This window comes from Bacillus sp. NPDC094106, from assembly GCF_044764345.1.
Classification (GTDB): Bacteria; Bacillota; Bacilli; order Bacillales; family Bacillaceae_G; genus Bacillus_A.
This window is the reverse complement of record NZ_JBIWHY010000013.1, coordinates 83,855-107,069: the sequence shown is the minus strand read 5'-3', so window position 1 is coordinate 107,069 and position 23,215 is coordinate 83,855. Positions and strand designations below refer to the sequence as shown.

Genomic DNA, 23,215 nt, shown 5'->3' with positions numbered 1-23,215 from the left:
AAAGAGGTTTTTTCTTCTGAAATATTAGGAAACTTATTTCGATTGCTTTACAATGAAACTAGCGAATGAGAAAGGGGTACAAAAGTGAGACAAAAATTATATTACATTGATGCTTATCAGCAATCTTTTACAGCTCAAATTATAAAACAAGACTATGATAATGAAGGAAAACTATATGTTACTTTGACAGAAACAGCATTTTATCCAAATGGTGGTGGGCAACCACATGACACAGGAACATTAAATGACGTTTCCGTTATTCATGTGGAAGAAATTGATGGAGAAATTCGTCACTTCATATCAAAAGAATTACAGACAAAAGAAGTAACCGGCCAAATTGATTGGCAACGTCGTTTTGATCATATGCAGCAACATGCCGCTCAGCACATTCTATCCGCTGCCTTTTGGGATCATTTTAATATTCCAACAATCGGTTTTCATCTTGGAAAAGAAGCGGTAACAATCGATTTACATACACCGGATCTTTCTATAGAAACAGCGGCACAAGCACTCCAAATCGCAAATCGGATTGTCTTTGAAAACCACCCTATTCGTATCCAATGGATGAACTTAGAAGAGGCAAAACAATTACCTCTCAGAAAAGAGCCCACAATTACAGAAAATATTCGTGTTGTAATCATTGAAAACTTTGATTACAACGGTTGTGGTGGAACACATCCAAAATATACAGCTGAAGTGGGACCAATTCATATAATCGGATGGGAACGGAATAAAGGTGGCATCCGATTAAGCTTTGTTGCAGGATGGCGTGCTCTCAAGTTAATGAGTCATCATCAACAAATTATAAAAGACATTTCCAAACAGTTAAACAGTAATGAAAATGATATTCCAAGTAAAGTAACCCAGCTTCTCGCATCTCAGAAAGAAAACGAAAAAGCATTACAAGCGATGAATGAGAAACTACTATTTGTAGAAGCAAATGAATTATTACAACAAGCCCAAGACATACATGCTGGAACACTCATTTCTCAAACTTTTATCAATCGTTCCATGCAGGAAATCGCTAAATTATCTGCCATTATTACTGAACAAAATGAAAACTCAATTACATACTTCGTTATCGAAAGTGATGCGAAACTGCAATGCATCCTTGCATGCGGAAAAGCTATAACAGCCAACATGAACACAATTTTAAAAAACGCCCTCCCTGCTATTGAAGGAAAAGGCGGTGGCAATCAAAAAAATGCTCGCGGCGGTGGTAAAGCCATTATGACTGGTGAAGCATTTTTAGCTCATCTTGTTCATTTACTAAAAGAAACAATGTAGTTTGTCCTTAAAAAAATAGGATCCTTCGCACAAAACAAACGTCCATTCTTATTTTAAGTATGATCACTTTACACGTGACTTTTTCCAAGATTCATATAACAAAGGAAAAACAAAAAAACATGCGATAGTAATCTAAAAAGTAGAAAACTAGACTTCTTGTTAGTTTTCTACTTTTTCAAATAATAGAGCAATTCCAATCCCCCCACCAATACCTAATGTTGCTATTACGTATTTCGCCTTTTCTCTTTGTACTTGATGGAATAATCGGGTTACAAGCATAGCCCCTGATGCCCCATAAGGATGCCCAAGAGCAATTGCCCCACCGTTTATATTTAACTTTTCATAAGGAATTTGTAACTCTTGTGCACAGGCTACAATCTTAGAAGCAAAGGCCTCATTCATTTCAATATAATCAACATCGTTTATTGATAGATTTTGATCTTGTAATAATTTTTGCACAGCAAATATAGGTCCACTCCCTGGTAAATTTGGATTTACACCTATAACAGCACTATGAACAAACCGAAGAATTGGCTTATATCCAAGTTTTCGCGCCTTATTTTCCTCTATTATAAGAACAGCACAAGCACCATCATTTACACCACAGGAATTTCCTGCTGTCACTGTTCCTCCTTGCAAAAAAGCCGGCCTTGTTCTCTTTATCATTCTCTCATAATTCATTCCGTGCTTTATCGTTTCATCCTCTATGATTGAAGAAATCGGAATCATTTCTGCTTGTAAATATCCTTTTTCTAGTGCTGCCAATGTTCTTTTATAACTAAAACAAGCATACTCATCCTGCATATCTCTTGTAATTTTGTAGTGCTCTGCTACATGTTCAGCTGCTATCCCCATATCTGGATCACCAATAAAATCAGGAGAAAAGCGAGCTCTCTTCTCAAAAGGAGATGTACTTGTACTTTCAACACCACCGGCAATATAGCAATTCCCTGCATTACCTTGAACAAGGTGACAAGCCATTCGAATCGCCTCTAATCCCGCTCCGCATTGACGATCAATTGTTATGCCCGGTACCTTATAAGGCAGCCCAGCTTCAAGTGCCGATAACCGTGCAACATTTCCGCCTGGTCCAACAACGTTTCCTAATATTACATCATCTATTTCATGTTCTATTCCTTTACTTAAATGCGCCAATAAAGGTGCTGCCAATTGCTGAACCTCATATCCTTTCAATATTCCATTTTCCTTACCAATCGGCGTTCTCTTAGCCTCTACAATAACAGCTCTATTCATAAACTGTCTCCTCATTTTTAATGATCCTTTTTGCTACTTCACGAGCAACTTTCCCGCTATTTGTATGAGGGATTTCATCAACAAAATACCACTCTTTTGGAATTTTAAATGATGCTAATCGTTGTAAGCAAAAGCTTTTTAATTCTTTTCTCGTAACCCTTCCTTTCACCATAGCAACAGGTTTTTCGCCCCAATATTCATCTTTTATACCAATCACTACAATTTCTTCAACATGTGGATGAGTAGACAACACACTCTCTATCTCCTCTGGAAAAATATTTATGCCTCCAAATAAAATCATATTTTTCTCTCTACCTACTATATATAAAAAACCTTCCTCATCTTGGTATCCTATATCATGCACAGTCATCCAACCATCTTCTGTCACTTGACAAGAGAGCTCTCCGTTCAGTAAATATCCCATAAAAAACTGATCACTTTTTACATAAACAGTTCCAATTTCACCCTGTTTTACTTCCTCGCCCTTTTCGTTACATATCCGAACTTGTACATTATGACATGGCTTTCCTACTGAATTTGCTTTTCTTTCGCTTTCCACATCTGTTAATGCTGTGACAAAACTTAATTCAGAAGCACCATAAAATTCATATCTTTTTGCACGTGGAAGCACTTTTTTTATTTTCTCTTTTGCTTCCGCCTCCCATTTTGCACCTGAGGAAATAATCTTGATTTCACTCTCAATCACTCTTTCTTCTTTATATAAGGACTCTAACATTGTAGGAACTGTATACATCACCGATATAGTCCCTCCTTCTAGTAGAGATAGAACATAACGCGGAATAAACTTTTCTACAATATGCACTGTTTGTCCTAAGTATAAAGCACTCATTGCACCATATAAACAAAGAGAATGCACAAATGTACCAGCTAATAAAACAGAATCATCACTCACCATGTGAAAGTCATGCACATTGCGATCAAAGCTATGGACCCAAGATTCCTGTGCACGAAGAAATGCCTTCGCTTTCCCAGTTGCTCCCGATGTAAACCCCATATAAAACGGGCTGTTTTTTACACTTTCCGAAGAATGGTATATATGTAACTGACCACCTATTATTTGATTACATTCATGAACAGAAAATACTCTTCCATCTGTTAGTGGTATTTCACTTAATTTATACTGTTCAGCAATCAAAATAGATGGATTTGCAAGCTTCAATCTCTCCTTAAGCTCATCATGTTTCCACTTTAAATCAAGAGGAACACAAACCCACCCTGCCATTGCAGCACCTGCAAAGAGCTGCAAAAATTCAATACGGTTTTCTAATAAAATTGCAATTGTCTTATTTTGTGTTGTTTCTTTATGAAGCCAATTCGCAACTTGGCAAACCGATTCTTGCCATTCTTTATATGTTAGTAATCTATCCTTTTCTTTTATCGCTATTTTATCAGATTGTAAATAAGCATATTTGCTATAAGACGATGTAACTCCCACTGCTATCACCTTTTCCTTTCAGATAACAAAAAGAAACACGTTAATACGTGTTTCTCTTCGTTATCCCGCATTCGAAATTTTTTTGTTCTTTAAAGTAGGCATAATAACATGTTTCAATGAACGATGTAATCTAGGAACCAGAATTGCTGCTATTATAGCTTTCATACAATCTCCTGGTAAAAATACAAGACTCACTTTCATAGTATGCCATATGGAAACATCCATTATAAATGATTGGATCGTCACACCAAATAGATAAACAACTAGAATTCCACCAATTATATTAATCAAAAATACTTTTATAACAGATACTTGACGTAAACGCTCTACAAGATAACCTATCACAAACGCTCCAACAATATAACCAATTAGGTAGCCTGCACTCGGACTAACAAATACTCCCGGGCCACCACGTCCACCAGCTAATAACGGCGCCCCTGCTCCTACAACAAGTAAGAAAACAATTTGACTTAATGCACCAAGGCGAGATCCAAGTAATCCTCCCGCAAGCATTACACCAAGAGATTGCAATGTAATAGGAACAGGTGTAACAGAAAGTGCAATCGGTGGTATCAGTCCTAACACACCCATAATCGCACTAAATAAAGCAACAAAAACTAAATTCTTTATATTCATATTTTTACTTCTCCTATTTGTAAACTAAAAATGATTTTAAGGTAACATTTCACAGATGTTATCTTACCCTCCACTACTTAAAATGTCAACAACATTCCTTTTACAGTTAACAAACAACCGTACATACATGACAAACAGCTAACCTATATGATTAGCTGTTTGTCATTATTTTGCTATATATACATACATTAAAAAAACGACATAAACCCCCTCTTTTTAGATGGGAGAGAGCATCTGGCCATGCATAGAAGCGGTCAACATGCGAAGTAACAACAGAAAGAGCAAACGAGTGTAGATTACTTTTTATTCTGCATAGCAGGAATGTAGATGTCGAAAAATTAAAATGGATTTAGATATATACGAAATAATAAAGAAACCGTACAATATGATTTTCTTTTCCTATATAACTTGTAAGCCAACTAAAAAATTTTAGTTTTTCCTATGCAAATGCTCTAACTCTTTTCGCAGTGCTTGTTTTAAAAATTTCCCAACCGATGTTTTTGGAATCTCTTCCATAAACACAATATCGTCAGGTAACCACCACTTTGCAAACTGCGGTCGTAAAAATTCATACAGCTCTTCTTTTGTTACATTGCTATTTTGTTTTTGTACAACACAAGCAACTGGGCGCTCTTGCCACTGCGGATGAGGAACCGCAACAACAGCCGCTTCAAATATAGCCTCATGTGCCATCAATGCATTTTCTAAATCTACAGATGAAATCCATTCGCCTCCACTTTTAATAACATCTTTTGTACGATCAACAATTTTAACACAGCCTTCTTCATCAACTGTAACAACGTCACCTGTATATAACCAGCCATCACGGAACCCTTCTACAGTACGCTCATCGTTATAGTAACTTGCAGCAATCCACGGTGCGCGTAAGCATAGTTCTCCCATTTCAGTTCCGTCCCACTTTACTTCTCCGCCTGCTCCAACTACTTTCATCTCCACACCCGGCACAAGATATCCTTGTTTTGATCGAATCTCAAGCTGCTCCTCATAGGATAAATCTGTCTCATAGCTTTTTAATCGCGCAAGTGTCACAAGCGGACTTGTTTCGGTCATACCGTATGCATGCACAAAAGGAACGTTATATTTTTGTTCAAATGCCGCAATCACACTTTTAGGTGCGGCAGCACCCCCACATAAAATTCGTTTTATACTTGATAAATCATAATTGTTATTTTCTAATTCTTGTAACACCCCAAGCCAAATTGTTGGTACACCGGCAGCTATCGTCACTTTTTCATCCTGAATCATTTTAAGTAAAATTTTCGGTGTAAACATCGGACCAGGTAACACTTGTTTTGATCCAAACCATGTTGCTGCAAAAGGTAGTCCCCAAGCATTTACATGAAACATTGGAACAATTGCCATAGCTGCATCACTTTCAGATAATGCTGTTGTATCCGCTAATCCTAGAGCCATACAATGGAGCACTGTACTACGATGTGTATATACAACCCCTTTAGGATTTCCTGTTGTCGCCGACGTATAACACATGCCAGCTGGTGTATTTTCATCAATATCTTTTAAAAATTGAAAATTAGGATCCCCTTCCGCAAGAAGTTGCTCATAATGATAAATAGGTTGAAGTGAGGTTTCTGGAAGGTCTTCTTTGTCAGTCATAATAATATAAGCTTGTACAGTTGATAATTCATCTTGTATTTTTTCAACGAGAGGTACAAGATCTTCATCAACAAGTAAAATGCGGTCTTCGGCATGCCCAATAATGTAGGAAATATGCCCGGGAGACAAGCGAATATTAATCGTATGCAATACAGAACCAATGCTTGGAATTGCAAAATATGCTTCTACATGCCTATGGTGATTCCACGCTAACGTTCCAACTCGCTCCCCTTCCTTTATCCCTAATTTCTTTAACGCACTAGAGAGTCTTCTTGTCCGCTCTCCCATTTGTTTATACGTTAAAGTTGTAATTGTATCATGTGTACGCGAAACGATTTCTTTCTTTGGAAACAGTTTTTCTGCCCTTTCCATCATAGAACTAATTGTTAATGGCACATTCATCATCATATTTGTCCCAACCTCCCGTTAAAGCGTTTTCATTTCATTCATTATATCAAACTTCTATCAATAATAAAGATTATTATTCTGTATTTTCTGAATTATTTCCGTAGAAATAATTCAGTTCCATGAAAAATAGAGAGAATCCTACTATACAAATTAGACTCTCTCTGTTTTGGGATATATGTCTCCCATGAAATAATATATTTGTTGGTAAGATATAATTCTTTAAAGCATATAAAAAAACGCTAATGCAGCTTCTGTTCCCAATCCTTTCCCCCATATTTCCGCTTTATATTCTTTTTTTTATATGAAACACACACATTCCTATGGGGTTATGTCCTTCTTTTAACTCCATATCAAAGACAACCACTTCTCCTTTTGCGTATTGACTGATAATTGAATTCATAAAATTTGTGGTACCCTGTAATGTTTTATGTACTCCCTATACAGTAGTTAATTCTTCACCTGGAGTATATTCGTTTATATCGATTCCCCTTACTATATAAATCCATTTTAATTTTTCGGCATCTAAATTCCCTGCTATGCAGAATAAAAAGTAACCTACACTCGTTTGCTCGTTCTGTTTTTACTTCGCATGTGGCAGAAAAAGGCCCTGACCGCTTCTATACATGGCCAGATACTCTCTCCCACTTAAAAAGAGGGATTTTATGTCGTTTTTTTAAGTGATGTATATATAAGGCGATTTATATACAACCTTGGATACTTCTCTTTTCCGTCTATCATAATGGCTTCTGCTTAAACTTTTGATAGTTTCGCACTTTTAGCAGCAGTACACTTCCACAATCCGTACAAATATAGGCATCCACTGGGGAAGACGTAAACATCGTCTCTTTTTTTCTTATTTGCGCGTATCCAACAAACTCGCCTTCTCCAATATTGTTAGAACCACAATAAGAACATGTATGTACCTCTTTCTTTTGCATGAGAGCACCACCTTTGATCTGTTTCTACTCCCTTCGACAGTAATCTTCCATTTTCCTTCCATAAAAAAACCTAATTTCCAAAAGGTAAAAATGTTATAAAACTCGGATCAATACAAATATATCCATTTTATGACAATTGCCTTTCTATACCATTAATCATTTGAATATTCCATTCATTCCCTATAAACTAATAATAGATACATCATTCAACTTGCACTATGAAGGATCAATCTCAATCAAACTACAAGGAGGAAGAATGTATGATAAAGCCTGAACATGGATTAAAAGAAAAAGTAGAAGGTACTATTGATAAAGTAAAAGGTGAAGTAAAAGAAGTTGTCGGAAAAGTAACCGACAATAAAAAATTACAAGCTGAAGGCAAATGGGATAAAGTAAAAGGCACCGTGAAATATACTGTCGGTAATATAAAAGAGAAAGTACATGAACATAAAGAACGTAAATAAAAAGAGCCTATTTAAAGCTCTTTTTATTTACCATCCTGTTTCTCTAATACATATAAATCCTCTTCTATATTAGACAATTTATCTGTAATTAGCTTTCTTGCATCACCGATTGCCTGGTTATATGCATATGGTCCAAGTAATTTTATCATTTCTTCTATTAAACGTTCTGCTTGAAAACGCCCGATTGCTTCTAAGTCTTCTTCTTCAAAAAACTGCTGGATTTGTTCTACAAGCTCGTCTTTTTTTTCATTTGGTATTTTTACATTCATCATGAACCATCTTCTCCTCTATTTTTGAGATAATACTTCCCTTAACTCTACCATAGAAAATCGTGTTCCTGGGCAAGTTTTTGTAACACCTTTTAATTCACGATGACCAAGTATGCGTTCTTCACATATAGAAAATCGCTTCATAAAATCTCTACATAACAAATGTAAAGAATCGATTTGCGCTAAAGTCGGATCGTATTTATCAAAATTACCTGTCATACAAATTCCTATCGTTTCACTATTATATCCTTTTGCATGAGCTCCAATGTATAATCCTCTACCTTCAAACACTGTCCCATCTTCTTCAATAAAATAATTATACCCAATACCACTCCATCCTCTTACCTTTTGATGAAACTCATGTGTTTTATACACATCCCATCCATCTTCAGCTGTGTGATGAATGATGAGTTTTGTTACATTTTGTAAAGGCTGCAATTCATCTTGAAACGTTAATTTTGCTTGTTTAATTTCCATTCCAAAACCTCCTTTTACAACTCAATCATAATTACCGTTTTATCATCTGGCCGAATCCTCTTTTTGTCTTCCAAGGCTTCTATTATAGAAATATATTCCTTCACGCTATTTCTTCTTATATACTGTACAGTTTTCTCAAGTGACCAGTCCGAGTGAAATAATCCATCCGAACAAATAAAAATCCCTTTCACTTCAGCAAGTGGTAATTTCCCTTTTTGAATCCATGTAATTGCTTCCGGCATTCCATTGGCTACTGAATACCCACCTGGCACGTTTGCAAGATAGCGATTATATTTCAGCTGTTCTCGAATGTCATAAAAAATATGTTCCTCAGGTACAGGTAAACCCTTTTTTCGATCTTCTTCACGTTTTCTTTTTGCTCGCGTACTTATTCCCTGCACTGTATCTTTTGTTAATACTTTCATCGTTTCATCATGCAATATAGCTACAATCATACAATCACCAAGCTGCGCATATTGAATGACTTCATCTTCTATAAGAACTGCTGCAACACATGTACACCATACATGATCTTTCTTTCTCGTATCAATCTTATACTTTATCATTTTTTCTTGTAATGTTTTATTTGCAATTGCAATTTCATTTTGCAAGCTAGATTTTTCTTTTAAAAATGTAAAATGACTTGCAAATAAATTTGAAGCTAGGTAAGCTCCGTTATGCCCTTCTTCATCTTGAAAGGAGATAAGTGGTGTTGCACCATCACATACCCCATAGATTTTTAATCTTTCATTACAAAAAAACGAATCCTCACATTCTTGTTTCAAGGGGCTTTTCTGTTGATATGTTTTAATTTCCATCTCTTTACACTCCTTTAATGAAGCTTGAAAGGTAATTTATTTTTTCTGATTAGTCTAACTTTACAAAATAAACTATTTTCCCCTAAAACTTTTAATCTCATATATAATTTTGAAATAATATGATTTTTTAGTGAAGGACGGGAAAAAGATGGTCAGATTTCTTGGAGTTATTATTGGTTCTATTATTATTGCAATTGCCTTTAATCTTTTCCTTATCCCCCACAAGATTTTAAGTAGTGGAATTGGCGGAATTGCTATCATCTTAGGAATTGTAACCCCTGTAAACACAGGAATTATTAACTTTTTATTAAACATACCTATTCTTATTTTAGGATACATAGGTCTTGGAAAAAAAGTAATTTTTAATACAATCGTCTCTGTAGTTGTATTATCAGTAGCATTATACTGGATTCCAGTACAAGTCGTTGCAACAGATCCACTTCTATCTTCTATATTTGGAGGCGTAATTGCCGGAGCAGGAGTCGGCCTTGTCTTTAATTGCCATGGTTCAACAGGTGGATTTGATATTATCGGCATGCTGTTATCTCGTAAAAAAGATATTAAACTTGGTGGCTTTCTCATTCTTTTAAATACAGTTGTTGTTGTCATTGCTGGATTTTTCTTCAACTGGGATGTGGCATTAACGAGTTTACTTTCAATCTATGTAACAGGTAAAGTAATTGATGCTGTTCATACGAAACATCGTAAAGTTACACTTATGATTGTAACAAATCAAGCAGAAGAAATGAAAAAGAAACTCCTTTCCACTGTTGTACGTGGAATTACACTTCTTGATGGTGAAGGTGCCTATTCAAGTGAAAAAAAGCGTGTACTTATGACTGTCGTTTCACATGAAGAACTTGCAAATATGAAGCAAACTATTTCTGAAATTGATCCGCAGGCATTCGTTAATATTACAGAAACTGTTGAGGTATTAGGATTGTTTAGAAAAGGGTAAAAACTAGGTGAGAATCCACCTAGTTTTTTATTTATTTTCCATAAATTCTATTCTGTTTCCAAATGGATCTGAAACATAAAATCTGATTACATCTGCACGTGCATGATCATCTATTACTTGAATCCCTTGCCCGATCAGTTTTTGTTTAAATTCATCAATCCGCTGTACATAAAAAGCCGGATGCGCTTTTTTGGCCGGAGAAAATGCTTGTTCAACCCCAATATGGATTTCTTGATTCCCACAACGGAACCAACAACCGCCACGCTTTCTTAATTCTTCTGGTTTCGGAATTTCTTCTAGACCAATCTTATTCCCGTAAAATTCTCTTGCTTCTTCTTCACAACCTACTGGTGCAGCTACTTGTACATGATCAATTCCTTGAATGTAACCTGTCATATTCCTCTCCCCCTTTATATTTTCATTTTATTGTATACTGCTAAAAAAATAACTTATATGATTGTTATAAAACTCCATAAGATATACTTAATAGCCACATGTATATTATTTGTTTTATTAATAAAGATGATGTTTTCATAAGAGACCATTAAAAAGATTGAAAATAAACACTATTCTGTAACTTTGTTTTTTATGGAAATATATGATGTTTTTCATATATGATATCTATTATAGGTTGTTGAATCTGTTTTAGATGCTAGTTGCACGGAGGAAAAGTTATGAGTCGGAAAAAGTTCTCATCCATTCAAAAAAGGCGTCAGGTGACCAAACCTCGTCGTTTTGGAAGACAAAATTGTTCTTTAACAGAAAGGCATGTATCTCTTTTTGAACATAATCCTGATGGTATTATCTCTTTGAGCATACAAGGAATCATATTGCACATCAATCCCTCTGCGGAAAAAATATTGGGATATGCTTCACATGAATTAGAAAGAAAGGTAATTACCTCTATTGTTGAAACACATATCTCTGATCAAGTGTTGCAATGTATAAAAAATACTACGTCTGATAATCAAAAAGAATATATACTTTCTATCTACCATAAAGAGGGACATAAAATAGATGTCGTCACAAAATTAGTCCCTATTTTTGTTCAAAATCGTATCACTGGTGTATATGCAATTATGAAGCCACTCGCAAAATCTGAAAGAATCGAAAAAATATTGCAAGAGAGTGAGAAACGTTTGCGAACATTAATGAACTCAATGCCTGCTTTTGTCATCTTTAAAGATCATGAAGGTCGCTGGCTTGAAGCAAACGATTATGCCCTTTCTTGTTTTGATTTTCATGATGTTCCTTATCACGGAAAAAAAGATAGTGAACTCATCCAATATAACGAGGCATATCAAGATGCATTTTTACATTGTGAAGAGATAGATGAACTCGCATGGAAAAAACGAAAAACGATTCACGGTGAAGAATTTGTTATACATAGAAGCACGTCTAATCTGATCTTGAATATTTCAAAAGTCCCACTTTTCCATTCTGACGGTTCAAGAAAAGGTCTCATTGTTATGGGAAGAGATGTTACTGAATTAAAAGAGACAGAAAAGTTATTACGAAAATCAGAAAAACTAGCTGTAGTGGGACAGTTAACAGCAGGAATTGCTCATGAAATAAGGAACCCATTAACTTCTTTAAAAGGATTTTTAACATTATTAAAACCTGAAATCACTGAACAAAACAAGTGGTATGTAGACGTGATGTTAAGTGAAATTTCACAAATGGAATCCATTACAAGTCAATTTATGGCAATGTCTAAACCGCAAGTTTTATCTATCCATTCTTGTCAAATCGAAACATTAATCGAAGAAGTTGTGACCTTCATTTTGCCTACTGCGATTATGCATAGTGTACATATAATTATGGATCATTCTTCTGCTATGCCCAAAATTCAATGTGATGGGAATCAATTAAAACAAGTCTTTATTAATATTTTAAAAAATGCGATTGAAGCAATGCTAGATGGCGGAAACATTTTTATTCAAACTCAAACATTAGAAGATGATTTCATTTTAATTCGCATTATCGATGAAGGATGCGGTATTCCAAAAGATCGCATTTCCCGTTTAGGCGAACCTTTTTATAGTTTGAAAGAGAAAGGAACTGGTCTTGGTTTAATGATGTGCTACAAAATAATTGAAGAGCATCATGGCAAGCTACACGTTTCAAGTGAACTAAATAAGGGAACCACTGTAGAAGTTCGATTACCCATTTTCCCAGCGCAAAATAATAATGAAGTAGAAAAAGAGTAAATGGAAAACCATTTACTCTTTTTCTTATACACTAACTTGCTTACTATATATACATCAATTAAAAAGCCGACATAAAACCCCTTTTTTAGGTGGGAGAAAGGATCTGGCCATGCATAGAAGCTCTGCCACATGCGAAGTAAAAACAGAAAGAGCAAACGAGTGTAGGTTACTGTTTATTCTGCATAGCAAGGATTTAGATGTCGAAAAATTAACATGGATTTATATAATCGTTTCTCTTGCTAACAGAAAACTCATAATAACCTGAGCAGCTACCCGGCTCGTCATATCACGAAAATCTAGCGTTGGATCAATCTCTACAATGTCCATACCTTGAACAAGCGGTTCTTGGCCAAGTACTGTAATCGCATCAAATAAAGTTGTACTATCCATACCACCTGGGCCAATTGCTGGACAACCTGGTGCAAATGCTTGATCTAATACATCCATATCTACAGAAACATAAATAGTTGTAACGCCTTGTCTACGTAAAATCTCAATGCTTTCTGTAATGATATCTTTCATCGCTCTCTCTCGAACATGCTTCATTGTATATACCGTCACACCATGCTCTTTTGCATATTCATGATACGTTCGCGCGTTTGAAAAATTGCGTATACCAATTTGAACAAGCTGCTTTCCTGTAATCACATCATTCTCTAGTAAACTACGAAATGGCGTCCCATTAGACGGTCCTCCATCTTCTAAATTACGTAAATCATGATGTGCATCGAATTGGATAATGCCAACTTTCCCTTTACTGCTTGCAAAACCACTTATACTAGGAAAACTAATAGAATGATCGCCACCAAGAACAATTGGTACCATTTGTGGATTTACTTTCGTCAAGTGACCGAGCGTCTTAACAATACGATTGTGACTTTCTTTTATGTCTGTCACATGCATCGTAATATCACCGCAATCATACAAAACACTTTCTTTCATATCATGCTCTTCTGTAATTGCATATGTGCTATACGCATCTAGCATTGTCCGAATGGTTTTGGGTGCAAAACATGCGCCTGAATGACTAATAGACGGCTTTGAGAGCGGTGCACCAATTAATGCTGCACCAAAAATTTCTTCACTCTCATCCCAATTTTTAACCATTTCACTCCATTTCGTTACTTCACGATCAATAAACTTTGCATTTTTCTTTAAATAGTGGCCTTGCTCCACGATTTGTCACCTCTTGTATATGCAATATTACCATTCTTCCATACTGTATTTACATGGCTTACTCCGTAATGATACGGTACATACGCATAATTATATGCGTCCCATAACACTAGATCTGCCTTACGTCCAACTCGAATTTTTCCAGCAACATCACCACGATTAATTGCATAAGCTGAGTTAACTGTTACAGCATTCCAAACTTCTTCTGGTGTCAGTTTCAACTTCAACATTGCAATACTCATGATAAGCTGAATATTTTCAGTCGGGCAGCTACCTGGGTTAAAGTCTGTCGCCAAAGCAACCGCTACACCCTCATCAATCATTTTACGCCCACGAGCAAAACTTTCTTTATTTAAGTAGAAAGTAGTTCCTGGGAGTAACGTTGCAACTGTATTAGAATTTGCAAGCATTTCAATTCCTTTATCAGATGCCCCAACTAAATGATCTGCTGATGCCGCACCAATTTCTGCCGCTGCTTCAGCACCGCCAAGTGGGTCAATTTCATCAGCATGAATTTTCACATCAAAACCAAGTTCTTTCGCTTTTAATAAAAATTCTTTTGATTCTTCCACAGAGAATACTCCTGTTTCGCAGAAAATATCAACGAACTCAGCTAATTGTTTTTCCTTCATCTCTGGTAATAAATCTAGCATCCATTGTAAAAATTCTTTTGATTTTCCTTTATATTCTTTTGGAACAGCATGCGCTCCTAAGAATGTTGACACTAAATCAATTGGATGCTCTTTTTGCAACTGTGCCGCCGCTTCTAGTTGCTTCCACTCTGTTTCATCATCTAATCCGTAACCGCTCTTTGCTTCCACTGTTGTCACGCCAAATGATAACATGCGGTCCAAATGAAATTTCGCCTTCTGCACAAGTTCTTCTTTCGAAGCTTGCTTCGTCGCATTCACAGTTGAAAGAATACCGCCGCCTTTTTCTAAAATTTCCAGATACGGTACTCCCTGTAACTTAAGAGCAATTTCATTTTCACGAGATCCACCAAATACAAGGTGTGTATGGGGATCAACTAGCCCAGGAGAAACCATTTTTCCTTCGCAATCAATGATTTCTTTTGCTTGTAAGCCTTGTGCTTCTTCAGCTGTTCCAACGAAAGTAACAACTCCATTTTCAATACCCACTACTCCGTTTTCAATAACAGGAAGCGTGTTCATCGCTTCCCGTCTTAACAAGCCATCTTCTTGATCCATTGTTAGCAATTGACCGATATTTGTTAGTAAAGTGTCCAGCATGTTTCTTCCTCCTTATTTCATCATTGGAATATTAACGCCTTTTTCTTTCGCTGTTTCAACAGCTAAGTCATATCCTGCGTCAACGTGACGAACAACACCCATTCCAGGATCAGAAGTTAATACGCGTTCAATACGTTTTGCTGCTGCTTCTGTTCCATCTGCAACGATAACCATTCCAGCGTGAAGTGAATATCCCATGCCAACTCCTCCGCCGTGATGTACAGATACCCAGCTTGCACCGTTTACACTATTGATTAATGCATTTAAAATTGGCCAGTCTGCCACTGCATCACTACCATCTTTCATCGCCTCTGTTTCACGGTTTGGTGAAGCTACTGATCCGCAATCTAAATGGTCACGACCGATAACAATTGGTGCTGACAATTCACCACTTGCCACCATTTCATTAATGATACGACCAAATTTTGCACGCTCCCCGTAACCAAGCCAACAAATACGTGATGGAAGCCCTTGGAATTCAACTTGCTGACGTGCCATACGAATCCAGTTACATAAATGCTCGTTATCCGCAAACTCACGTAAAATCACTTCATCAGTTTTATAAATATCTTCTGGATCACCTGAAAGAGCTACCCAGCGGAACGGCCCTTTTCCTTCACAGAATAATGGACGAATAAATGCTGGAACAAATCCTGGGAAATCAAATGCATTTTTTAATCCTTCATCGAAAGCAACTTGGCGAATATTATTACCATAATCAAATGTAATTGCACCTTTTGCCTGCATTGCAAGCATTGCTTCTACATGCTTTTTCATACTTTCTTTTGATAATTGTACGTAACGCTCTGGATCTTCTTTACGAAGTTTTGTTGCTGCTTCTAATGAGTACCCTGCTGGAATATAGCCGTTTAACGGATCGTGTGCAGACGTTTGATCTGTCACTAAGTCTGGTGTAATACCACGGTTCACTAGCTCCGGTAAAATTTCTGCAGCATTTCCTAATAATCCAATTGAGATTGGTTCTTTCTTTTCTTTGTATTCTTTCGCAACAGCTAGTGCCTCTTCTAAAGATTCTGTATACCTATCGCAGTATCTTTTCTCAATACGACGGTCAATACTACGCTTATCAACATCAATCGCAATCACAACACCACCGTTCATCGTAACAGCAAGAGGTTGCGCTCCGCCCATACCACCTAAACCAGCAGTAAGTGTTAATGTACCTTTTAATGAACCGTCAAAGTGTTGACGTGCTGCTTCTCCAAATGTTTCATATGTTCCTTGTAAAATCCCTTGTGTGCCGATATAAATCCAGCTGCCTGCTGTCATTTGCCCATACATCATGAGGCCCTTTTTCTCAAGTTCACGGAAGTGATCCCAATTTGCCCACTTCGGTACTAAGTTTGAGTTTGCTAGAAGGACGCGCGGTGCATCTTCATGTGATTTAAAAATCGCAACAGGTTTTCCAGACTGAACGAGTAATGTCTCATCACTCTCCAATGTTTTTAACGAATCAACAATCGCATGATAGCTATCCCAGTTACGAGCTGCACGACCAATTCCGCCATATACAACTAATTCTTCTGGTTTTTCAGCTACTTCAGGATCTAAATTATTCATTAACATACGAAGTGCCGCTTCTTGAATCCAGCCCTTTGTTTGTAATTCTGTTCCTCTTGGCGCGCGAATTGTTTGTTTTACATTTTCCATTTCAATCTCTCCCTTTTCTTTTTTATAGTGCTGCATTTACATCCATTCGTTCCATTGTCCAGCGACTTATTTTTAACCAATGCGCAATATTTTCAATATCTGTTGAGAAAATACGATCGTTTGTAATGGAAGGCACGTGCTGACGACCTTGATGATAAAAAGCCTTCGTTACTGTACTCATTTCTTGGGTACCACGATATTCCGCCGCTTGCATTGCACAAATCATTTCAATTGCAAGAACACGTCTTACGTTTTGAATAATTTGATGTGCATGACGCGAAGCAATTGTTCCCATGCTTACATGATCTTCTTGATTAGCTGATGAAGGAATAGAATCCACGCTTGCTGGATGCGCTAACGTTTTATTTTCTGAAACGAGTGACGCTGCTGCATATTGCATAATCATTGCACCAGATTGAAGTCCTGGTTCTGGACTTAGAAATGGTGGTAAATCATTTAATTGAGGATTCACAAGACGCTCGATACGACGCTCAGAGATATTCGCAAGTTCCGCCATTCCAACCTTTAAAAAGTCCATTGCAAAAGCAATTGGTTGTCCGTGGAAGTTCCCACCAGAAATTACTTTTTCTCCACCATCAAAAATAAGTGGGTTATCTGTTGCTGCGTTCATTTCAATTTCTAATTTTTCTTTTACATAATTTAAAACTTGCCAGGAAGCACCATGCACCTGTGGGATACAGCGAAGCGAGTATGCATCTTGTACGCGTTGTTCCCCTTGCTTTGTGACAAGCTTGCTATCATGGAGGATATCTCGGATACGCTTAGCAACTTCTACTTGTTCTTTGTATCCACGAGCTTTATGAACATTTTCATCAAATGCATCAATAATGCCGCGTAATCCTTCAATTGTCATCGATGCAATTAATTCTGATTGATAAGCAATTGCTTCAGCTTCTATATAAGAAAGAATTCCTTGTGCTGTCATCGCTTGCGTACCATTGATTAATGCAAGACCTTCTTTCGCTTCTAATTCAATTGGTTCTAGCCCTTCTTCCGTAAGAGCTACCATCGCATGAACACGTTGCCCTTTATAAAACACTTCACCTTCTCCTAATAGAACGAGAGCAAGATGAGATAATGGAGCCAAATCACCACTCGCTCCGAGTGAACCTTGCTGCGGAATAACCGGGTGAATTTTCCGATTCACAAACTCTAGTAGCATATTGACAACAAGAGGACGAACACCAGATATCCCTTTTAACATCGTATTAGCTCGTAAAATTAACATTCCGCGGGACACTTCTTCCGGGAAGGGATCACCTACTCCGCATGCATGTGATTGAATTAAATTATGTTGAAGTGCTTTTACATCATCTTTTTGAATAAATACATCACTAAACTTCCCAAAACCAGTTGTGATACCGTAAACAACCTTTCCATCTTCTACAATTTTTTCAACAACTTCGCGGCACTCTGCTACTTTTTGCATGCTGTTTGAGCAAGCTGTTACTCCTTTCCCTTCAAACAACAACCGTTTCATTTCTTCTACTGTCAATGAATGTCCTGTTAACGTAATCATTATTGTTCCTCCTTAAAAAAGCAAAAGGGGACCTTACCTTTTTAGACAGACTTCTGTCCTAAAAAGCAAGGCCCCCTTCTAACTAATAGACTATGGGCAAATCATATGTGATTAATTCCTAAACCAATCGCCTCATGCTCAGATCCTTTTACAGGCGCACCTATCGTTCCATAAAGTGCAACAGCAACCCATTCGCCTTCTTTTTCGCCGTCGTATGGTGTACCGCGCACAATCGCAAACCGAAGACCTACTGTACGAAGAACGTCTGCTAACTGAATTTGTCCTCTCGTTACTCCGTACAACGCTTCCATGATTGCATGATAAAGTGCATGCGTTTCTCTGTAAACGTCTGTTTCAATAACTTGGTTGCTCTTAGCCGCTGTTTCCATTGCTGCGACAACCTTTTGCGAATTCATAGACCCAACTTTTCCAGTACAATATTTCCAGCCTTTTGGAATTGATAGTACGGGACTTTCATTCTCATCCGCAAGCGCCAACAACATGGCCATACGACCAATTCGATGTGTTCCTTGAAGAAGCATGTGACTCTCTCATTTCTTGTGAATTATTTGAATATTACTTAATTTAAGAATATATGAAAACGTTTTAATCGTCAATAGTTTAAACGATTATTTGAATGAATTTTTTCAATACTCTGTTACTGTTGTGTACACAGTTTATTTACAGAAATTTTTAAAGCATGCTATAGTCTCACTAACAGCTGTAAGGGGGACCCAAAATTGGTTAAGAGAAAAGATATTCATTTTCGAATTGACGAAAGATTACTAGAAAGATTTGAAGCAGCACTTCATTATGAAGGTCTAAATAAAACAGATATTTTAACACATGCTATTCAGCAATTTTGTGTAAAGGTGGAATTAGAAAAGATGAATGATGTAAAAAGGCAATACGCTGTAAGTAACCATCTGCAAACACGGATCGATACTCATAAAAAATATGAGGAAAAACGAGTAGACTTAGATGAAGTTGTAATAGATCATCTACAATTACAAGGAACGGAAAAGATATTAGAAGTTGGATGTGCTAACGGAAAATTCCTTGCACTACTGCAAAAAAACGGTCATACGGGGCATCTCACCGGTCTTGATCAATCTACAACTATGCTGCGAGAAGCTGCTATGAATACAGCAAAACAACATGTAAATATTGAATGGAAACTTGAAGACGCTACTAAACTTCCTTTCCCAGCTGATTCTTATGATTGGATAATCGCAAGACATATGCTGTATCACATGACGGATGTTGAAAAAACAATTCAAGGATTTCATAAAGTAATTTGTCCTGGAGGCAGATTCCTAGCCACAACAAATTCCCAGGTCTCATTACCCCGTATGGATGAGATGTGTAACAAAATGTTAGCTGCATTCGATTTACCTGAAAAATCGCCAACAGCTACTCCATTTTGTTTAGAGAATGGAAAACAACTATTACAATCTGTTTTTCAAACTGTAGAAGAAACAAGCATCCATAATTCACTTGTATTCCATAACGCTACGCCTATTGTCAATTATATCGCTAGTATGTTCCCGTCATTAAACATACCTGATGATATGCACCTTCATTTAGAAATGAAGGAATGGCTTACAATCGAAATAGAAAATGAATTATCTCTTCATGGGGGAGTATGGCGTGACCCAAAAACACTTGCTATTTATCGTTGTACAAAATCAGCATAAATTCATCTTATAATATAATCTCTAAAATCCACATAAGAAGATTATATAAAATCTAATTAACAAAATTGGAGGAATTACATATGAATACAGATTGGAAACGCAATCGGATTGCTTCAGCTAATCGAAATGAAAAAAGAAAGTTGTACAATTATTCATTTTTATGAATCAAATTCAATAAGATAATCATGTATCTACACCAATAATGAATAATTAATCCACAGATTTAAATCTAATTGAAGCAACCTTTCCTATTTAATACATAACAAAGAATGCAATACTTTCGAGGCACGTATACTGTAGGTAACGTCCCCACCTTATATATATTATTTTTATATTCAGATAAAATAAAGCAACCTTACTTTCAATAGCAGGGTTGCTTTATTAGTGAGGATAAATCAAAGTTACATTATCAAAAGTTTCAAATACTCTTTACCAACCTGTACCATGTTCAGAGTATTGAATGATTTCAGTTTGAGATGTAATCTTTTGTTTAGCCTGTTGTGTATCTTTAGATACATTCATATTTAGTACCACAAGAATTGCTAAAAAGCTCACTATACCAATTTTTTTCATTTTAATGCCTCTCTTTCTTGTAATTTTTTATCTGCTTGGTATGCTATATGATAATATTCTCCAGCTTTAGATACATTATGTTCTTCATAAAATTGAATAGCTAGTTGCTGTGAATAATCCTTCACATACCCTATTAATCCTTCTTTTTCAAACACAGAAATTCCTTCTTTGATTACATTTTCTAATATTTCAATTGAAGATCCGTTATTCATGGTATCTAAAATTTTAAAATGATACTCATACTCTTTATTGCCTAAATATCCACATATTTTTTGGCCTTCTCGAATTATCTCTCCTACTGTTTCCTTTTTACCAAGTTTAAAATATTCTCTAGCTAGTAGATATTTTGCTTTTACTAGCGGTAATTCTGTAAGACTAAATGAATCTGATTTAATCACTTCCAATAAATGCCTTACTGCTAATTCAGACATGTCTTGATCCGCATACAACAATCCTAAATTTTGGCGCGTTTTTAAAATTAAATTTTGATGATCTGTTTTATTTAAAATGTCTAAAGCCGAAAGAAAATGTTCTTCTGCTTTTTCAAACTGTTTTATCGTATTACAAGCAAGTCCTATAATATTTTCACAACCTGCAATACTAATGTCATAGCCTGTATGTTTTTCAAATAAACCTTTAGCGTGCAAAGCATCATCAATAGATTGTAACGGCTTCCGAATTTGCCAATAGAAAATTGCTCTCTTATATTGAAATTCTGCTTTTTCAATTTCATCATGTACAAATTCTAAACATTTTTCTGCATTACAATAGGAATTTTTTGCTTCACTATAATCTCCAACCGCTACATCATGTAAGGCCTTAAAATAGTAATAATAATAACTTAGCAAGTTATCTTTAGGAATTGGAAAGGATTGCACTGATTTAAAACTTTCTCTTATTTCACTTATGCTATCAAATAGTAAACGATATCGAAGATTAATAAGTGTATAGTATAAAAGTGTATCTTGATCTTTGATGGTATCAATTTTATTATTAATAATTTGCTTTTGTTGTTTTGATTTTTCTATATGTCTCAAAACAATTTCTTGATTCCATTCATGTAACAACTTTTCAAGTTCTTCTTTCGTGACCACATCTATACTCATAACAACCACTCTCCCTTTCGCTGAGAATTAATGCAATTATAACAAAGTATTACAAGTTAAAAATATAATTTTAAGAATTATTAATTTTCTCAACAAAAAACTCACCCTGTATGATTTGAAATAGCACCAAATAACGGAATAGGATCACTTCAATATAAAAAGCTAGCATTTTGCTAGCTTTTTATCCTCTTCACATGCATTGTCAATCTTCAACACAGCTGTGGTCACGGTAATCTCAAATTCAGCAAATGTCGGATATATAAATAAAAGTATTTTCTTCATATTCATTTCTCCCATCCCTTTTCAAAAAAAAATACTCCTCTCCCTTACGATAAACAGAATTTTACAAACAATCAACAAAATACTTCTCACCTTGTTTCCTATTCCTATCTCACTTATAATAAACATAGAGACGATTATGGACGCATTTTATGTAAGCTTGGGTTTCCAAGCTTACATTATTTTTTGCTTTCCCTTTCCTTATAAAAGGAGTATACTGATATAGAACGTATGTTCTTAATAATTACATACAGTAAGGAGATAGAACAAATGGTATACGACACAAAAGTAATTTCTTGGAATGAAGCTTTAAAACAATTACAACGTCGCTACACAAATCAACCAGTGAATCGAAAACAGTTTGAAGATGTTGAACTCATGGAATTCTTCCGCGATAATGACTACATTTCCCTTCCTACACATATTAGTGGCTTATCAACAAAGCGTTTTACTTCTTACTCTATTTTCACAACTGAAGATAAAGATCGTAAAGTCGGCACACTTATCATTGAATATTTAGAAGATGATACTGATGTATTACATATCGAACAATTATACTTCGTTTAATTCATAACGCTTGGTCAAAATGGCCAAGCGTTCTTGCTTTCTATCAATCTCACTGCTTATAATACTAGTAAGGGAAAACTGCTATCGTAAAGGGGGTATACGGTTGCTTGAAGGATGGTTTAGTTGGTTTATTATTGCTTGGACTGTTATTTTGCTAAGCCTTATGTCTATTGGTGGATATTTCATGTTCCGAAAATTCTTAAAACGATTACCGAAAGAAGACGGCATGTCCATTTTAGATTGGGAAGAGCATTACATTAATCAAACACGGCATTTATGGGATGACAAGCAGAAACAATTATTAGAGGAACTAGTAAGCCCAGTACCTGAACTATTTCGTGATGTTGCAAAATCAAAAATTGCAGGGAAAATTGGAGAACTTGCGTTAGAAGAAAAAGCCACAAAAATAACTGAAGATTTAATCATTAAAGGATATATTGTAGCAACGCCAAAGCGGGATCATAAATTTTTAATTAAAAAATTACAGGAAAAACAAATTGATTATTCTCCGTATCAATCACTTTTGGCTAAATAAAAAACCTCAAG

The 23,215-nt window shown here is 36.0% G+C and carries 23 protein-coding genes and 1 pseudogene; 7 read left to right on the top strand and 17 right to left on the bottom strand.

Annotation, left to right across the window (positions count from 1 at the left end):
- Window positions 1-84 precede the first annotated feature (84 nt).
- Complete coding sequence (locus ACIQ7L_RS19065; protein WP_400571015.1) at window positions 85-1,287, top strand: alanyl-tRNA editing protein; 1,203 nt, start codon at window positions 85-87, stop codon at window positions 1,285-1,287.
- Between the two features lie 159 nt (window positions 1,288-1,446).
- On the opposite strand, the gene ACIQ7L_RS19060 is transcribed toward ACIQ7L_RS19065, so the two are convergent.
- The 5 genes from ACIQ7L_RS19060 to ACIQ7L_RS19040 form a co-directional block, all read right to left on the bottom strand.
- Window positions 1,447-2,541, bottom strand: coding sequence for an acetyl-CoA C-acyltransferase (locus ACIQ7L_RS19060; protein ID WP_400571014.1), 1,095 nt, complete (start codon window positions 2,539-2,541; stop codon window positions 1,447-1,449).
- A complete protein-coding gene (locus ACIQ7L_RS19055) occupies window positions 2,534-3,997 on the bottom strand; it encodes an acyl-CoA synthetase (RefSeq protein ID WP_400571013.1) in 1,464 nt (487 codons plus the stop codon). Before ACIQ7L_RS19055 ends, ACIQ7L_RS19060 begins: the two co-directional genes overlap by 8 nt.
- 60 nt (window positions 3,998-4,057) lie before the next feature.
- Window positions 4,058-4,633 carry a biotin transporter BioY gene (locus ACIQ7L_RS19050; RefSeq protein WP_400571012.1) on the bottom strand — a complete coding sequence of 192 codons (576 nt, stop codon included), beginning with the start codon at window positions 4,631-4,633 and terminating at the stop codon, window positions 4,058-4,060.
- A 429-nt stretch (window positions 4,634-5,062) separates the two neighbouring features.
- Window positions 5,063-6,676 (bottom strand): long-chain fatty acid--CoA ligase, encoded by a 1,614-nt coding sequence (locus ACIQ7L_RS19045; protein WP_400571011.1) that lies wholly within the window; start codon window positions 6,674-6,676, stop codon window positions 5,063-5,065.
- 734 nt (window positions 6,677-7,410) lie between these two features.
- Window positions 7,411-7,614: a hypothetical protein gene (locus tag ACIQ7L_RS19040; protein ID WP_097897639.1), complete on the bottom strand. Its 204-nt coding sequence runs from the start codon at window positions 7,612-7,614 to the stop codon at window positions 7,411-7,413.
- A 260-nt stretch (window positions 7,615-7,874) separates the two neighbouring features.
- Between ACIQ7L_RS19040 and ACIQ7L_RS19035 the strand changes: the two genes are divergently transcribed.
- The gene (locus tag ACIQ7L_RS19035; RefSeq protein ID WP_400571010.1) at window positions 7,875-8,078 is read left to right on the top strand and encodes a CsbD family protein; all 204 of its coding nucleotides are present in this window, start codon (window positions 7,875-7,877) and stop codon (window positions 8,076-8,078) included.
- A gap of 23 nt (window positions 8,079-8,101) precedes the next feature.
- Here ACIQ7L_RS19035 and ACIQ7L_RS19030 read toward each other — a convergent pair whose 3' ends face one another.
- From ACIQ7L_RS19030 to ACIQ7L_RS19020, 3 genes are read right to left on the bottom strand one after another with little or no spacing between them, the layout of a single operon-like run.
- Window positions 8,102-8,350 (bottom strand): DUF2164 domain-containing protein, encoded by a 249-nt coding sequence (locus tag ACIQ7L_RS19030; protein WP_400571009.1) that lies wholly within the window; start codon window positions 8,348-8,350, stop codon window positions 8,102-8,104.
- A 15-nt stretch (window positions 8,351-8,365) separates the two neighbouring features.
- Window positions 8,366-8,824, bottom strand: a complete 459-nt coding sequence (locus ACIQ7L_RS19025; protein ID WP_400571008.1) for a peptidoglycan recognition protein family protein — start codon at window positions 8,822-8,824, stop codon at window positions 8,366-8,368.
- Window positions 8,825-8,838: 14 nt separating this feature from the next.
- Entirely contained in the window at window positions 8,839-9,642 is an 804-nt protein-coding gene (locus tag ACIQ7L_RS19020; protein WP_400571007.1) for a protein phosphatase 2C domain-containing protein, read from the bottom strand.
- A gap of 148 nt (window positions 9,643-9,790) precedes the next feature.
- Between ACIQ7L_RS19020 and ACIQ7L_RS19015 the strand changes: the two genes are divergently transcribed.
- A complete protein-coding gene (locus ACIQ7L_RS19015; protein WP_400571006.1) occupies window positions 9,791-10,600 on the top strand; it encodes a YitT family protein in 810 nt (269 codons plus the stop codon).
- A 27-nt stretch (window positions 10,601-10,627) separates the two neighbouring features.
- On the opposite strand, the gene ACIQ7L_RS19010 is transcribed toward ACIQ7L_RS19015, so the two are convergent.
- A complete protein-coding gene (locus tag ACIQ7L_RS19010; RefSeq protein WP_400571005.1) occupies window positions 10,628-10,996 on the bottom strand; it encodes a VOC family protein in 369 nt (122 codons plus the stop codon).
- A gap of 278 nt (window positions 10,997-11,274) precedes the next feature.
- Here ACIQ7L_RS19010 and ACIQ7L_RS19005 point away from each other — a divergent pair, with 278 nt between their 5' ends.
- Window positions 11,275-12,810, top strand: coding sequence for a BA3702 family sensor histidine kinase (locus tag ACIQ7L_RS19005; RefSeq protein ID WP_400571004.1), 1,536 nt, complete (start codon window positions 11,275-11,277; stop codon window positions 12,808-12,810).
- Between the two features lie 219 nt (window positions 12,811-13,029).
- Here ACIQ7L_RS19005 and hutG read toward each other — a convergent pair whose 3' ends face one another.
- From hutG to hutP, 5 genes are all read right to left on the bottom strand, one after another.
- The gene (gene hutG / locus ACIQ7L_RS19000) at window positions 13,030-13,986 is read right to left on the bottom strand and encodes a formimidoylglutamase (RefSeq protein WP_400571002.1); all 957 of its coding nucleotides are present in this window, start codon (window positions 13,984-13,986) and stop codon (window positions 13,030-13,032) included.
- A complete protein-coding gene (gene hutI, locus ACIQ7L_RS18995) occupies window positions 13,965-15,236 on the bottom strand; it encodes an imidazolonepropionase (protein WP_400571001.1) in 1,272 nt (423 codons plus the stop codon). Before hutI ends, hutG begins: the two co-directional genes overlap by 22 nt.
- A gap of 12 nt (window positions 15,237-15,248) precedes the next feature.
- Complete coding sequence (hutU, locus tag ACIQ7L_RS18990) at window positions 15,249-16,907, bottom strand: urocanate hydratase (protein ID WP_400570999.1); 1,659 nt, start codon at window positions 16,905-16,907, stop codon at window positions 15,249-15,251.
- Between the two features lie 22 nt (window positions 16,908-16,929).
- On the bottom strand, window positions 16,930-18,447 hold the full coding sequence (gene hutH / locus ACIQ7L_RS18985) for a histidine ammonia-lyase (RefSeq protein WP_400570997.1): 1,518 nt from the start codon (window positions 18,445-18,447) through the stop codon (window positions 16,930-16,932).
- A gap of 101 nt (window positions 18,448-18,548) precedes the next feature.
- Complete coding sequence (gene hutP, locus ACIQ7L_RS18980; RefSeq protein WP_335359031.1) at window positions 18,549-18,989, bottom strand: histidine utilization transcription antiterminator HutP; 441 nt, start codon at window positions 18,987-18,989, stop codon at window positions 18,549-18,551.
- Between the two features lie 198 nt (window positions 18,990-19,187).
- On the opposite strand from hutP, the gene ACIQ7L_RS18975 reads away from it, so the two are divergent.
- On the top strand, window positions 19,188-20,144 hold the full coding sequence (locus ACIQ7L_RS18975) for a class I SAM-dependent methyltransferase (RefSeq protein ID WP_400570996.1): 957 nt from the start codon (window positions 19,188-19,190) through the stop codon (window positions 20,142-20,144).
- A 429-nt stretch (window positions 20,145-20,573) separates the two neighbouring features.
- Here the strand turns inward: ACIQ7L_RS18975 and ACIQ7L_RS18970 are convergent, their stop codons facing one another.
- The 3 genes and pseudogenes from ACIQ7L_RS18970 to ACIQ7L_RS18960 form a co-directional block, all read right to left on the bottom strand.
- Window positions 20,574-20,717 (bottom strand): hypothetical protein, encoded by a 144-nt coding sequence (locus tag ACIQ7L_RS18970; RefSeq protein WP_400570994.1) that lies wholly within the window; start codon window positions 20,715-20,717, stop codon window positions 20,574-20,576.
- Window positions 20,714-21,823, bottom strand: a complete 1,110-nt coding sequence (locus ACIQ7L_RS18965) for a response regulator aspartate phosphatase (RefSeq protein ID WP_400570993.1) — start codon at window positions 21,821-21,823, stop codon at window positions 20,714-20,716. Before ACIQ7L_RS18965 ends, ACIQ7L_RS18970 begins: the two co-directional genes overlap by 4 nt.
- 207 nt (window positions 21,824-22,030) lie before the next feature.
- Window positions 22,031-22,105 (bottom strand): annotated as a pseudogene (locus ACIQ7L_RS18960) (DJ-1/PfpI family protein); the annotation flags it as partial.
- 267 nt (window positions 22,106-22,372) lie between these two features.
- Here ACIQ7L_RS18960 and ACIQ7L_RS18955 point away from each other — a divergent pair.
- Together ACIQ7L_RS18955 and ACIQ7L_RS18950 are read left to right on the top strand one after the other, a co-directional pair.
- Window positions 22,373-22,669: a hypothetical protein gene (locus ACIQ7L_RS18955; RefSeq protein ID WP_400570992.1), complete on the top strand. Its 297-nt coding sequence runs from the start codon at window positions 22,373-22,375 to the stop codon at window positions 22,667-22,669.
- Window positions 22,670-22,772: 103 nt separating this feature from the next.
- Window positions 22,773-23,204: a DUF2621 domain-containing protein gene (locus ACIQ7L_RS18950; protein WP_400570991.1), complete on the top strand. Its 432-nt coding sequence runs from the start codon at window positions 22,773-22,775 to the stop codon at window positions 23,202-23,204.
- Window positions 23,205-23,215: the final 11 nt, after the last annotated feature.